At 66.2% G+C, this 14,459-nt stretch carries 7 protein-coding genes; 3 read left to right on the forward strand and 4 right to left on the reverse strand.

Annotated elements, in window-relative coordinates:
* Position 1: 1 nt before the first annotated feature.
* Positions 2 to 7,198 (reverse strand): RHS repeat-associated core domain-containing protein, encoded by a 7,197-nt coding sequence (locus GON06_RS04485; RefSeq protein WP_332837195.1) that lies wholly within the window; start codon positions 7,196 to 7,198, stop codon positions 2 to 4.
* Positions 7,199 to 7,222: 24 nt separating this feature from the next.
* On the opposite strand from GON06_RS04485, the gene GON06_RS04490 reads away from it, so the two are divergent.
* Both GON06_RS04490 and GON06_RS04495 read left to right on the forward strand, forming a co-directional pair.
* Positions 7,223 to 7,699 (forward strand): septum formation family protein, encoded by a 477-nt coding sequence (locus GON06_RS04490; protein WP_157311112.1) that lies wholly within the window; start codon positions 7,223 to 7,225, stop codon positions 7,697 to 7,699.
* A gap of 194 nt (positions 7,700 to 7,893) precedes the next feature.
* Positions 7,894 to 9,069: a Cmx/CmrA family chloramphenicol efflux MFS transporter gene (locus GON06_RS04495; protein ID WP_157311113.1), complete on the forward strand. Its 1,176-nt coding sequence runs from the start codon at positions 7,894 to 7,896 to the stop codon at positions 9,067 to 9,069.
* Positions 9,070 to 9,235: 166 nt separating this feature from the next.
* On the opposite strand, the gene nhaA is transcribed toward GON06_RS04495, so the two are convergent.
* Together nhaA and GON06_RS04505 are read right to left on the reverse strand one after the other, a co-directional pair.
* Positions 9,236 to 10,537, reverse strand: a complete 1,302-nt coding sequence (gene nhaA / locus GON06_RS04500) for a Na+/H+ antiporter NhaA (protein ID WP_157311114.1) — start codon at positions 10,535 to 10,537, stop codon at positions 9,236 to 9,238.
* Between the two features lie 124 nt (positions 10,538 to 10,661).
* Positions 10,662 to 12,044: a plasmid pRiA4b ORF-3 family protein gene (locus GON06_RS04505; RefSeq protein ID WP_157311115.1), complete on the reverse strand. Its 1,383-nt coding sequence runs from the start codon at positions 12,042 to 12,044 to the stop codon at positions 10,662 to 10,664.
* 107 nt (positions 12,045 to 12,151) lie between these two features.
* Between GON06_RS04505 and GON06_RS04510 the strand changes: the two genes are divergently transcribed.
* On the forward strand, positions 12,152 to 12,895 hold the full coding sequence (locus GON06_RS04510; RefSeq protein WP_157311116.1) for a formylglycine-generating enzyme family protein: 744 nt from the start codon (positions 12,152 to 12,154) through the stop codon (positions 12,893 to 12,895).
* Between the two features lie 180 nt (positions 12,896 to 13,075).
* Here GON06_RS04510 and GON06_RS04515 read toward each other — a convergent pair whose 3' ends face one another.
* Positions 13,076 to 14,401: an FAD-binding oxidoreductase gene (locus GON06_RS04515; protein ID WP_157311117.1), complete on the reverse strand. Its 1,326-nt coding sequence runs from the start codon at positions 14,399 to 14,401 to the stop codon at positions 13,076 to 13,078.
* Positions 14,402 to 14,459: the final 58 nt, after the last annotated feature.

Below are 14,459 nucleotides of genomic sequence, written 5' to 3' on the forward strand. Positions count from 1 at the left end.
GCTATTCCATTCTTAGGAAGAAGTCCCGAGCCGCGTCGAGATAGCTCTGCTTTTTGGGGTTAAACGGACTAATTGCACGGATCTTGTTGTAGCCGCCGTTCGCTGCGCGCGCCCCGGGGAATTGCTCGTAGAGCATATGCTCAAGGCCTCTCTGTTCAGCGTAGACGTCGGTTCTTTGCTCGATCCTGAACGCGTACTGACCAAGTACCGGATCCCGCCGATGCACGCTCCTCCGCGCTGCCAGGTCCTTGGAACGGCCGGTGCGCACGACGTTGCCGAGCTCGTCGCGGAGCGTGTACACGCCGCCTTTGGCTTGCTGCTGCGGGGCGAGGCAGTCAAGTGGGTCCTCGAGTTCTCCTGGTCCGCAATCCTCCGGTGGCGTAGCGGTAGTGGTGGCCCCGGCAGCTGCGGGCACGGCTGCGGTGCCGGCGCCGATGGCAGCGGCCGGGACGGCGGCGGCGCAGGCCGTGCTGACGTCGCCTGCTGGTCCAATACAAGCGGCCGAAGGCAGATTGAACGCGGGGGCGACGACTCCTGGGGTGTAAGTGCCGTTGGTAATTGTCGGCCCCGGGTGTAGGAATGCGTCAATGTGCGCATTCGCTTCCGCGATCGTGGCGTCTATCCCCGCGATCGTGGCGTTCATCTGAGCGATAGACGTGTTCATCTGCGCGATAGACGTGTTCATCTGCGCGATAGACGTGTTCATCTGCGCAATGGAACTGTTCGCTTGCGCTAAAGACGCGCTTGCGTTCGAGAACGAAGTGCTCGCTGCGCTGACAGCGCTTGTTGCTCCGCTTGCGGGTGCGGTGCTCTTCGTTGTGGTGCTCGTGCCGGTTTTCGTCGTCGTTGAGGTGCCGACGGTGCTGGTAGCTGCGACGGCGTAGAGGTTGGTGAAGACTGGCGATACTGCTGCGCCGCCTGTGCTTGAGGCGAACTTGACGGTGTTGATGAGTACCCCGCCCGCCCCGACCGCGGCGAACCCGCTGGAAGAGAGCGCGGCCGCCCCAAGCCCGTTTAAGAGGCTCCCTGCCGCGGCGCTGAGCGCGCTCAGCCCTGCGCCGAAACTGAACCCTCCGTCCCAGGGGATGCTGGTGGTCCCGGTGGCGTCGATGTTGTTGACAGGGTTGCCGGTGGCGTACTGGTACAGGTTCAGGTCCGTCGTGGGGACGGTAGCGGTGTCGGCGCTGGCGAATACTCCGGCGCTGGGGTCGTACCAGCGAGCGTCCATGTGGACTAGTCCGCTGCTGGAAGTGGTGTTTGACTGATACCCGAGCCCGCTGGAGACTGGTGGCTCCTCTGCGGCTGGGGTTCCGAATGGCGAGTAACTGGCAGTTCCGGCTTCACCGGTTGCAGTGATGGTCGCAGTGACGTCGGTGTGTCGGTTGGTGACAGTCAGGTTGCCGTCGCTGAGCAGCGGGAGCCCGACGCCGCCCGTCACAGCCGTGTGTTCGCCCACGGTCACGGGGGTGCGAGCGAGCCCGGCGTAGTTGAGCGTGGCGTCGCCCTCCGTCAGTGCCCGTCCGAGTGCGTCGTATGTGTTCTTGGATTGCCCGTCGCCAATGAGATCGCCGAAGCTGTCCCACTCGTATGAGGTCTTGTTAGCTTCGTCGGTGAGGGTGGTGAGCTGTCCTTGAGCGTTGTAGGTGCGCTTGATCGCTCCGGAGCTGAGGATTCGATTCCGCTGATCGAAGACTTGCGCAGTGCCGTCGAGGTTGGTGAGGTTTCCCGCCTCGTCCCAACCTACGGTGTGCATCTTCTCGTCAGGCGTGGTCCACCCGGTGATCCGGTTGCGGCTGTCGTAGTGATACTGGGTCACGCCACCGCCGCTCGCTGTTGCCGGGGCGATGTTCTGCGACGAAAGGTTCCCGGCAGCGTCGTAAGTGTTCGTTGCGGCATACGCGGTGGCATCGCCATCGGTCGTGGTGTCGCTGGTGACAGCACCGGAGGCGTCATAGTTCAGGGCGCGCGTGATATTGCCCCAGGTCTGCTTGGTGAGCTGACCCGCAGGATCATATGTGAACGTGACGGGCTGACCTGCTGTGCTGGAGGTCAGCGAGGCAAGTTGCCCTGCGTTGTCGTACGCGTAGTTAGTAACTCCGGTCGCGTCCTTCTGCGATGCAAGGTACCCATCTGCGGTGTAGGTGAATGTTGCGTCGCCGCTGGGGCCGGTGGCTGATACGAGGTCCCCTGCGCTGCTGTAACCGTAGCTATTCGTGCCCGACGCGTCGGTGGCTTTTTCAAGGTTGCCACTTTGGTCGTACATGAATCTGCGGGTCTGACCACCTGCGGTGATGCCAGTGATGAGGTCGTCGGCGTTGTAGGCGTACTCGGTTTGGGCACCGCCAGGCGCGGTCTTCTTCGTGGGGAGGCCCAGCGAATTATATTCCCAGGTCGTGGTGCGGTCAGCGGCGCCCGGATGCGCACTCGTAGACGGCTCGATGAGTGAGGCGAGGTCACCGGCAGGGGTGTAGGTGGCTGTCGTCTTGTTGCCGCGCTGATCGGTGTAGGAGACCGGCATCCCACCCTCGTTGTAACCGAACTTCTGTACAGATCCATCGGGTGCAGTGATGGAGGTTACCTGGTTAAGCGGGCTGAACGCGGTCTTGGTGGTGTTCCCGTTCGGGTCAGTCTGCGAGATCTGATTGCCTGCCTTGTCGTAGCCGACTGCCCAACTGCGCAGCGCCGTACCGTCGGCAGACTTCAACGTTGCCGAGGTCATCCTTCCTAGCGGGTTGTACTCGCCGATGGTTTGGTTTCCGTTGGGATCGGTGACCGACGTCAGGTTGTCCTGAGCGTCATATGCGTACGTAGTGGTGCCAGCGGCAGTTGCCGAGCTGGTTACATGTCCGAGAATGTCTCGGGTCACTGTTTGCGTCTGCCCCGTCCCGGAGGTGACGGTCGTCGTTCCGGCCTTGTTGTCGTATGAGTATGTGATCGAACGCTGCTGGTTCGGCTTACCCGGTGCGGTAACGGTGGTCGCCGAGCTGGCGACTCTTCCGAGCGGGTCGTACGCGGTAGTGACCGTCGCCCCTGCGGAGCTGGTGATGGATGTCACGTCGCCAGCAGGGTTGTAGAGAAAGGTGCTGGTCCGGGGAGCTTCGCCGATGGCAAGCGGAGGATCGGTCCGTGTGGCGATGTTTCCCAGACTGTCGTATTCGTACGTCGTGACCGTTCCCTCAGGGTCTGTGGCTTTCGACAGATCCCCAGCAGAGGAGTACGCGTACGTGGTCTTCGGTGAGGTGCCGCCGGTCGTGTGTGTGGGGGTCGTAATGCTGGTTATCTGGCCGGCGTTGTTGCGGGTGTAGGTGCTCTTCTGCCCGGTCGCGTCGACCTGGGTGGAAAGCCGTCCGAGCGCGTCGTACTCAAATGCAACGCTGGCTTGTATGCCGTCAACTGATGGCGTTGTGACGTTGGTGACATTCCCGTCGAGGTCGTACGCGTATGTTGTGGTCCAGGCCGAATCACCAGCACTACTCCCGCGAGGGTCGGTCACCCCTGTCAGACGTCCCAAGGAGTCGTGCTGATACCAGGTTGTCGAGGGCGCCTCATCATCGGCGGTCGCTCCGCGCGACATCGATGACACCTGGCCCGTCGCATCATACGTGTAGGCGGTGTATCGCTGCCCTGTCTCGGCTGAGCCCTCTGAGATCGCCGCAATGCTGCCGTCGGCGTTGTACGAGAACGCCGTAGAAGACACGTATGCTCGCTCCGGAGTCGTATACGTGGAGGTCGTCAGCTTCCTATCGGTGAACGAGAAGATCTGTTTGCCGAGGGGGGTCGACACCGTACTCCGTTGGCCGACGAAGTCGTAGGTGTATTCCACGACAAGCTCGTCCTTCGTGGCCCCATCCTTCTGCAGAACATCTTTAGCAGTGACTGAGGTGAGCCAGTTCGCCGGGCTGTAACCGTACACGTAGGTCTGGCCACGGGCATCCGTCCGCGTCGCCAGGCGTCCGCCCGCGTCGTACGTGTTCTGCTCGATGACCAGATCCACTGCCGGAGCGGTAGCTGCAGGCGTCGTGTAGCCGATCTTGGTGACCTTCGACGGCAGGCCCCGGGGCGTGTAGCTGTAGGCGGTGGTTTGCCCCCGAGCATCGGTTGTGGACGCAACGTTCCCCGAATCGTCGTATTTTGTAACGACAGTGCTGCCATCTGCGCTGGTGACGGTGATCGGGCGGCCGTACTGGTCGTAGTCCGTCGTACTCGTCTGATGCTGATCTGAAAGGGCGTCTGCAACTGTCGATGCAGTCAGATTGCCATCTACGTCCCGCGTGTAACTGGTCTTCGTCTGTCGTTTTACGCCCGATATCGGATCGGTCACCTCAGCCCTGGTAACCGACGAAAGCCTGCCGTCCGGTGCGTAAGCGTAGGTGCTCTTGCCAGCGGTAGTGCCGGTGGCGTCGGTCAGTTTTGTCTCGAGCAGATTGCCGAGTGCGTCATATGCGTACGTGGTGGTAACACCCGCGGGACTGGTCTGTTCCCGCAGATTCCCCTGCGCATCATATTTGTACGAGGTCTTCCGGCCGACAGGATCAGTCTGCGAGATCAACAACCTGGCGGGTACCGTTCCGCCACCGACAGCTGCCTCGGAACCCGTACTGTACGCGTAGGACGTCTTGGACGGTGAATCAGCTGTGCTGCCCTTCACCACGCTGGCGAGTTGCCCGCCGTCTGTGTAGGTGTAGAACGTGTCAGGCTTCTTGTAGTACTCACCAACTGGGCTTTGGCCTGAGACGTCGATGCGCCCTTTGGCAGCTCCGGAAGTGGCGTAGTGATAGTCGTACCAGTAGTCAACATAACCCAAGGAATCATTGACTGTCTTGGAAGTCAGCGCACCGTCGTCGTTATATTCGAGGACTAGCACGCCCCCGTTGGCGTCCTTGAACTGGGCCACCTGTCCCAGTGGGTTGTAATTCCACAGCTCCGAGGAACCATCCGGATGCTTCAACTCGGTGACCTGCCCGCCGCTGTTGAGCGTGTAGACATCGGTGACGGCACTCTGTGTCGTTACAGAGACGTCTTGCCCCCCACTGGTCGCTGCGGCAGAGAAGCGTGTTGTCCCGCGGCCATCCGTGACTGATGTGACAGTCCCCGAGCCAGCCGCATAGGAGATAGCGGCACGGGTAGCGCCGCTCGGAGCAGTCATCTTCGTCAGAGGGTAGGGAGCCGCCGGATCATAGCCATACCGCGTGCACGAGGAAGAACCGTCGGCGCTGACCCGGCATGCGGACGTGAGGGTCGTCCCCGAGTAGCTGTAGTCCCACTTGAAGTTCGTCCCGGTGAGCGACGGAACGGTGGAACCCCCCACCGCTATACCCCTTGCTGCCGAGTAAATAGAGGCGACCCGCCCGGACGACCAGAGCACACCCAAGGAACGCCCCGACGTGCTGTCCGTAACGCCCACGACCTTCCCGCCGGACAGAGTCATCGTGGTGACGCGTCCGTCACGGTCTGCGATCTGGGACAGCACGTTACCTGTGAACGTGAAAACATTGCCCGAGGTATCTGTGAAGGTGAAGTTCCCCTTGGTGGGGTCACCGGACAGCGTCGTCCCGCCCGCGCCTGGGGCCGGACCATATGTACCATCAGCGTTGCGTCCGAACGCGGCTTCTTGACCGTTGGCCAAGGTCACGACGGTCCCCGTGCTGGAGGCCGAGGTGTGCATGTCAAGCACACTGGACCAACCAGCGCCGAACCCGCCCACCGTGACGTTCGTCGAAGAATAGGTGCGAGACAAAGTGAGCTGCCCGCCCGGCGCCGCAACCGCCGCGTCGGTCGCGTCAAGCGTGAGGTGCCTGTCTCTTAGGTCCACGCTTCTGACCTGCGGGGACAGGCCATCTGAGCCCCGGTTTGCCCCGGGCGGTGACGGCACGACAGGTGCCATCGAATACTCTGGGTTATTCAAAGACCCGATATAAGAACCTGCGGACAACGCCGATGCGGTCCAGATATATATGCCGCCCCAACGGAGCACTCCCGCTGGCACGGTCCACGAAGTAGACAGCTGAGACCCGGAGTCCACGATTTCTTTACCCTTGAACTGGCAGGTCGCGTCCGAGCACGCGTAGATGGTGAACCGGTACGAATACGCCTGATTTGCCGCATGTACCAAAGACATCGATAGCTTTGGCTGCAGTGTGGTCAGCGACGTCCCGTTGCCCGGGGATGTCAACCTCACCTCATAGTCCTTCGCCCCAGGACCTGCCAGAGTTGCCCCGGTCGCGAACGCATGCGTAGACCCGAACATGGTCCCGAGCAGGGGCCCGTCATCGTCGATCCAACCGGGCCCCACCGAGACGCTCCACGTGTACGTCCCGGAGGCCGCGAGCACCCCCGCAGGCACCTGCCAAGAAGACGAACGCACCCAGCCCGAGTACGCCACAGGGTCTGCATCATTGCATTCGTTCGAGCGCCCTTCGGACCCATACCCCTTGCAGACTGTGAACGCGTACCAAAAGTCCTCATACTCCTCCGGGGCGAACCCCTCGCTAGAGGCCACCAACGTCGGTGTCGTCCCCACCGACTTCGCTCCGTCTGCAGGCGAAACAAGCAGCGCGCGTTGCCGGATCGATGCCGTCGACGCAGAGTAGTCCACTGCAGCGACCGCCGACAACGATGCATGGCGAGGCTGGGCCATCACAGTACTCGCCGTGCCTTGCCCAGAGTTTGTCGACATCGCTACATCGCTGCTCGATGAGGGCGACGGCGATGGCGACGTCTTCGGGACGATAACAGCCCGGTCCATGCCAACACCGCCGACCCTCTTCACCAAGGGCAACGCAGGATACAGGGACACCCCGTCGGCACGATAAGGCACCATCAGCTGATCGCCCACGACATCTACGCGCTGAGGACTCTTCGGCTGCGGCGCTACCGGAATCGGACTCTGCCCGAAAGGCGCAAGCGCGACCTTCTTCGCGGGCTTTTCCGATTCGGTGACTTCCCGCGACGAAGCCGCCTGGGCGGTCCGCAACACCGCGGGATCAGGCTTATGCCCTGTCTGCTGATGCGTAGCGCCGCCAGCCAGCGAAGGCGATTGCGCGGACGCCGCAGGAGCCGCTGTGAGCGACAACGCCACTACCAAAATTGCGACAATCAGCCGCCGAGACACACCACGCATAAGCCCTCCTCCGGAAAGTTGCACCAGAATCGGGGCCCCCACCCACCTCGCCCAAGAGAAAGAGCGAAGTATCAACATGCGCAACGAGGCCACAATATACCCATGACAAGACGCCCTACCGCCATCCCGCTCATCCTTGGCTGGATGGTGCTGGCATCTGTACTCGCGGGGTGCTCGCCGACACCCGCCCCCACCCCGACCCCCACATTCAAAGTGGACATCGATCTCCAAAGCGGCATCTACACCCTCCAAGTCGGCGATTGCTTCACCCAAGCTTCACTCGACAAGAACAAGCCAGATGTCCCCTGCGACTCACCCCACGACGGCGAGATCTACGCAGTCCTCCAACACAAGAAGGGGAAGACTCCAAGCGTCGCCGACTTCCAAGCCGAAGCAGATACAGCCTGCCTAACGTCCTTCAAGACCTTCGTCGGCGTTGCCTACAAGAGCTCGACCCTCCGGTTCTCCTACATCTACCCCTCGCCGGAGACGTGGAGCGCCGGTGACCGCAGCACTCTCTGCTACGTATACGAAAACGGCAAACAGACAACAGGATCGCTCCAGGGCACCAAGCGATAAGGCCACCTGACCGCGTGTAGAGTTCCGAGCATGTCGAGTCCCGAATCGGACAGGTCAGGGGTTGTCGGTCACACCGCCAGCCCCGTGAACCACTGATCACGCCGCCCGCGATGCAGGCGGCCGTCTGACGCACCCGGGCGCCGGCCGTGGTGACAAGAAGAACCAGTTCTTGATCCCTCACCTCGGAGCACTCGATGCCTTTCGCTCTCTACATGCTCGCCCTGGCCGTCTTCGTCATGGGCACGTCCGAATTCATGCTCGCGGGGCTGCTCCCCGCGATCGCGACCGACCTCGACATCCCGGTCGGCACCGCGGGCCTGCTGACCTCCGCCTTCGCGGTCGGGATGGTCATCGGCGCGCCGATGATGGCCGCCTTCGTTCGACGCTGGCCACCGCGGGTGACCTTGGCCGTCTGCCTCCTCGTGTTCGCGGGGAGTCACGTCATCGGCGCGCTGGCACCCGCGTTCTCCCTCCTCCTCGCCACACGTGTGCTCAGTGCCTTCGCGAACGCCGGCTTCCTCGCCGTGGCGCTGAGTGCGGCGACGATGCTCGTGCCGGCGAGCCGAAAGGGGCGCGCGTTGGCGATCCTGCTCTCCGGTACGACGATCGCCACCGTCGCGGGAGTCCCCGCCGGAGCGCTGCTCGGTACGGCGATGGGCTGGAGAGCGACGTTCTGGACGATCGCCATCCTCTGTGTTCCCGCACTCGTCGGCGTCATCCGGGGCATCGCGGACGATGACGGTCGATCGGCGAGGAGCGTGTCCTCGCCGGACCTCGGCGCGGAGCTCCGGCAGCTGAAGGCGCCGCGGCTCATCCTGACGATGGTGCTCGGGGCGCTGATCAACGGAGCGACCTTCGCCGCGTTCACGTTCCTGGCGCCCGTCGTGACGGAGTCGGCAGGTCTGGCGGGAGGCTGGGTCTCCGTCGCGCTGGTGGTGTTCGGCATCGGATCCTTCCTCGGCGTCACCATCGCCGGACGACTCTCCGATCGTCGGCCCGGCCTCGCTCTCGCGATCGGAGGCCCGCTCCTGCTGGCCGGCTGGATCGCGTTGGCAGCGGTCGCATCCCATCCCGCCGCGCTCCTGACCCTCGTCCTCGTTCAGGGCCTCCTCGCGTTCGGCGTGGGAAGCACTCTGATCACGCTCGTGCTGTATTCGGCGTCGGGTGCGCCGACGATGGGCGGCTCGTATGCGACCTCGGCGCTCAACCTCGGAGCCGCCGTGGGGCCGGTGCTCGGCGGGATCGGGCTCGCGAGCGGATCCGGGCCGCTCGCGCCGGTCTGGATCGCCGCGGCGATGACGGCGGTCGCTCTCGTCATCATGCTCATCGCGAGACGGTCGCTGACAAGGGTGACGGCAGCGGCGGACTGATGCCCGGCATCCCGCGGTGAACCGTTCTCACCGGACTCCGAGGCGCAGCATCCTTCCCGTCGCCCTCGAACCGGTCGAGCAGCAGCCGCGCGGCGGTGCGGCCGAGCGGGAGTCGAACGCGAAGAGCGCAGCCGGTCCACGGGCACCCGAGGAGGTCGCGAGCGCGTCAGCGCGCGCCGTCGGTCTGGCGCGCCGCGCGTCGGTACCGCCGGTTCCGGGTGCCGAGCACCGCCGCCGCCGCGAGGGCGGCGATGACGGATGCGGTCAGCACGGCGACCTTGCCGTGATCCGCCTGACCGCTGCCGGCGGCGAAGCTGAGCTCGGTGACCAGCAGCGAGACGGTGAAGCCGATGCCGGCGAGCACGCCGACGCCGGCGATGTCGATCCAGCGCAGCGACGGGTCGAGATCGATGCGCCGGACGCGGGTCACGAGCCAGGTCGCCGCGGTGATGCCCAGCGGCTTGCCGAGCACCAGACCGATGACGATGCCGACGAGGACGGGATCCGCGACGGCCGACGCGAGCCCGTCCACGCCGCCGATGGCGACGCCCGCCGAGAAGAACGCGAAGACCGGCACGGCGAATCCGGCCGAGAGCGGACGGAACCGGTGCTCGAAGAGCTCGGCCAGGCCGGGGCCGGCGTCATCCGCCCGATCCGCCCGCTTGTGCATCACGGGGATCGTGAAGCCGAGCAGCACTCCGGCGATCGTCGCGTGGATGCCCGAGGCGTGCATCAGCGCCCAGGCGACGAAGCCGATCGGCAGCAGGATCAGCCAGGCAGCGGCCGGCCGGGCGTGGAAGAGCCGACGCGACAGCTGCGCGATCACGCCGTAGACGGCGATCGTCAGCAGCGCGAGCAGCAGTGGGATCAGGTCGATCGAGTCGGTGTAGAACACGGCGATGATGCTGATCGCGATCAGGTCGTCGACGACGGCGAGCGTCAGCAGGAAGATCCGCAGGGCACCCGGGAGGTGCGAGCCGACGAGGGCGAGCACCGCGACGGCGAAGGCGATGTCGGTGGCTGTCGGGATCGCCCAGCCGGTCGCCTCGTCGGCGGAGGCGCCGACGACGGCGAGGTAGAGCAGCGCCGGCACCGCCACGCCGCCGATCGCGGCGACGACGGGCACGACGGCCGTACGGGCGGATCGGAGGTCGCCGGCGACGAACTCGCGCTTGAGTTCGAGGCCGACGAGGAAGAAGAAGATCGCCAGCAGGCCGTCCGCTGCCCAGTCACCGAGCGAGAGCTTCAGATGCCACGGTTCGTAGCCGATCTCGGTGTCGCGGAGCGCGAAGTAGCCGTCCGCCCAGGGGGAGTTGGCCCACACCAGCGCGAGGGCGGCGAAGCAGACCAGCAGCATCCCGCCGATGGTCTCTTTGCGCAGGATCTCGCCGATCCTGCGGGCCTCGGCCCGAGAGACGACGGGGAAGACCGCGCGGAGGCGGGACGAGCGGAAGCGAGCAGGCGACATGGCGGCCTTTCGGTCGACGGACAACGTCGTCGACCAGGCTTCCCGACACTCCGCGGACGAGTTTACCGGTCGTGGTCCCACGGTCGCTGATCGCGAGCCGGGTGTGACCGCTCCGCGAGGCGGCCTATCGCAGCGCCGCCCGCGCGAACAGCCTCACGTCATCGCTCGCCCCGCGCTCGGAGGGCAGCTTCCAGTACTCGTCCGCGACGTACATCAGCGCCTGGTTCGCCTGGAAGGTCACGTGGTCGACATCCTGTTCGGTGAACGCGAAGCCCGTCGACGACGCCCAGCCGCACATCTCCATGCCGAACGCGATCGCCTCCCAGCGCTGAGCCGGCGTCGTGCCGTCGGCGATCGTGAGCAGCTGCAGCACGGCGGCATCCGTCTCGGCCTCGGCGAGTCCTCGGTACAGCCCGGAGGCGACCAGCCGCAGCTGCTGCACCGGATCGCTGAGTGCCCTCGTCGCGGCGGCGCTCAGCGCCAGCCGGCCGCTCTCGACGCGGATCAGGCCGATGCGCTGGGCGGTCTCGCGCAGCACGAGGATGGGCGGGGTCACGTCCTCGCGGTTGCCTTTGCCGATCCCCTCCCACTCCGTCATCCAGCCGAGCTGCGTCATTCCGTCGAGCACAGCGCCTCCGGGCATCCGGTCGGCCGCGGTCAGCGCGAGCCCGTCGCGTCCGACGGCGCCCATCAGCCAGCCGAACGGCCGGATGATGCGTGCCGCGTCCTCCGGCGCGATGTCGACCGGGTCCAGGACGCCGGTGGCGTGCAGATGCTGGCGCAACTCGGAGCGGACAGGCGGCGGCAGCTGCCCGACGAACGTCGTGAGCGGCGAGTCCGGCTGGACATCCCCCGGCCCGCGGTGTGCGTCGGCCTTGACGATCCCCGACAGGTCGTCGGGCGCATACCCGGACTGCTGCGCCGCGAACCGCAGGTTCAGCTCGGACTGGAGACCGACCAGGTCGAACACGCCGGGGGCCGTTCCGGCCCAGGGCCCGACCGTCGCACGCATCCAGTCGGCGATCTCGGCATGCTCCGGATGCTGCGGATCGGCAGCGATCTCGAGCTTCTCGGCGTACCCGTCGAGACCGCCCGAGTCCTCGAAGGGACCGCGACGGGCGCCGTCCTGCAGCACGATCGGCGCGAGCATCGGGTCGCTCTCACGTCGTCCCCGCACGTCGATGCGGATGACCCAGTCGTCGCCGAAGTCATACAAGTACCAGAGGGAGTCCGTCGCGCCGAGCACGTCCTCCACGGGGAACTCGAGCTCTGAGAGCGCGTCGTCTCCCGCGACCGGAGAGTATGGCGACTCCCAGCGGCGTCCCCCGCCGCCGGGCGCGCTCGGATCGGTGTCGGTGAACCGGTGCAGGTGGGAGTCACGCCAGCCGTGCATCAGCTGCAGCGCGTCGTGCAGATCGGCGAGGCGCAGCGAGCCGTCGGTCTCCAATTCGCGCCAGATCCCGGGATCGCTTCCGGCGAGCGTCGCGCGCAGGCGGAACCGTGTCATGCGGACAGCGTACGTTGGACCTCCCGGTCGCCGGCGGGCGAGGAGTGGACACGCTCAACGCCGCCTGCCTCTCCAAACCCGGGAGGATGGAACGACGAGGAGGACGCATGGCCGAGACCCTGATCGACTGGGTGGACATCCCCGCCGGGATGCTGCAGCGCGGTACGCCCGCGGATCAGCTGGACGTCGTCGTCGCACGGTACGCCGACACGGGCGTGCCCGCCGCCTGGTACCTGAAGGAGGCACCGCGGGCTTCCGTTCCGGTCGCCGCCTTCCGGATCGCGCGCACCCCGGTGACGGTCGCGCAGTGGGCGCCGTTCGCGACCGAGACCGGCCGGCCTCTGCCGGCGGAGCCAGCCGAGCATCCGGTCTTCGGCGTGACATGGGCGGATGCCGGTGAGTTCTGCGCCTGGATGACCGACCTCGTCGGCTACGAGGTGCGCCTGCCCACCGAGACCGAGTGGGAGCGCGCCGCACGCGGTGACGACGCTCGCGAGTTCCCGTGGGGCGACGAGTACCGCCCCGGTCTCGCGAACCTCTGGGACCTCGGAGCCGGCACCACGACCGCCGTCGGGTCGTTCCCCGAGGGGGCCAGTCCGTTCGGCGTGCTGGACATGGCCGGGAACGTCGACGAGTGGACCTCGACGCTCTACGCCCCGTATCCGGATGCTCCGGCCGAGGTCCCCGTCCTCGAGGAGTGGGCTTTCGATCCGCACATCACCCGTGGCGGCGCCTTCCGGCACGACCGGGATCTCGCGCGCTGCGCGCGCCGCCACGCCGCCTATGAGGAAGACCTGCGCGCGATCGGCGTCGGCTTCCGCCTCGCCGCCGACGCGTCAGGCGGCTCCTGAGCGAGGAGCGTCGTCCGGTGAGCGGGTGGCGTCCTTCGTCTCCCGGCTCCTGAGCGAGCGAGGCACGAGCGAGACGAAGGGCGTCTCGCGTGTGCGTCCTTCGTCACTTCGTCTCGCTGGCGCTCGCTCAGCACGGCGCTCGTCGCTGGCGCTCCTCGCTCAGGATGCGGTGAGTCAGCGTCACGCCAGGCCGTGGTGCGTGCGGAACAGGTTCTCCGGGTCGTACGCGCGCTTGATCTGCGCGAGCCGCTCGACGTCGTCGGGCAGGTACCCGCTCGCGAGCTCTTCCGCCGTGACGTCCGGTCCGGAGAGGAAGTTCACGACCACTCCGCCCGTGGTCCAGGGCTCGATTGCAGCGAACAGCTCCGAGAACCGTACCTGCAACGCCGGGGCCTGGTCCGGTCCGGCCGCTCCGCCGACGTAGAGCACGAACTCGCCGTCGCGACGTCCGAGCGCACTGGGTCGCTCCGCCGGTCGTGCCAAGGCCCCGCCGGCGTGACGCAGCTCGAGCAGGAACGGCGCACCGGCATCCGGTCCGGCGTGCCGGAGCACAGCCCGCACCGCGTCGGCGTCGAGAGTCCGCAGCATCCGATTGCGGGCGTGGAAGGCGACCGGCGTCGTCGGTTCCGCGTGGATCGTGCCGATCCCCGAGTACGGCATCTCGACCACGGTGTCGGTGATCGGGCCGAGCGCGCGGAACGGTGCGATGAGCCGCGCGCCCTCGTCGGCCGAGCCGGTGAACACGATGCGCAGGTGCATGACGTACCGGCCGCGCAGCGGCTCGGGAAGCACCGGGATGTCGGGCATCCGGATCAGCAGGACGGAGGAGGACATCGCCTCCGGCACGGTGCGGGTCCAGTCCGCCCAGAGCGTGAGCGCGTCCTCGACGCGGTCGGCCGCGAAGTGCAGGCCGCCGCCGTAGAGGCGGGCGATCGGATGCAGGTCGATCTCCATCGCGGTCACGACGCCGAGGGTTCCCTTGCCGCCACCGCGGAGCGCCCAGAACAGGTCGGGCTCGCGGTCGGGAGTGGTGCGGCGCAGCACGCCGTCGGCGGTGACGACCTCGATCGCCCGTACGTGATCGACAGCCCAGCCGAGGCTGCGACCGAGCAGTCCCAGGCCGCCGCCGAGGTGATACGACACGACGCCGACCTCCGGGGACGAGCCCGAGAGCGGGGCGAGCCCGTTGATCGCGGCGGCCTGCACGAGCTCGCCGCCGCGGACGCCGGCCTCGACGCGCGCCCAGCGCATCGCCGGGTCGATCGTGATCCCCTTCATCGCCGAGGTGTTGATGAGCAACTGGCCGTCGGCGGGGCGCGACGGACCGTGCCCGGTGGCGAGCACGGCGACCCCCAGTCCGCGGGCGCGTGCCTCGCGCACGGCATGCACGACGTCGTCGGCCGTGCGCGCGACGGCGATGGATGCCGGGTGGTGCTGGACGGCGAGGTTGTAGCCGCCGCGGGCGGTGTCGTAGGCGGGATCTGTTGCGTTGAGGTAATCGGTCATGCATCCATCGTCGGCGTGGGATAACAGCCGAACAAGGACAGAACACGGATGGATCGTT

Origin of the sequence: Microbacterium sp. MAH-37 (assembly GCF_009758255.1) — a bacterium.
In the GTDB taxonomy this organism is placed as follows: Bacteria; Actinomycetota; Actinomycetes; order Actinomycetales; family Microbacteriaceae; genus Microbacterium.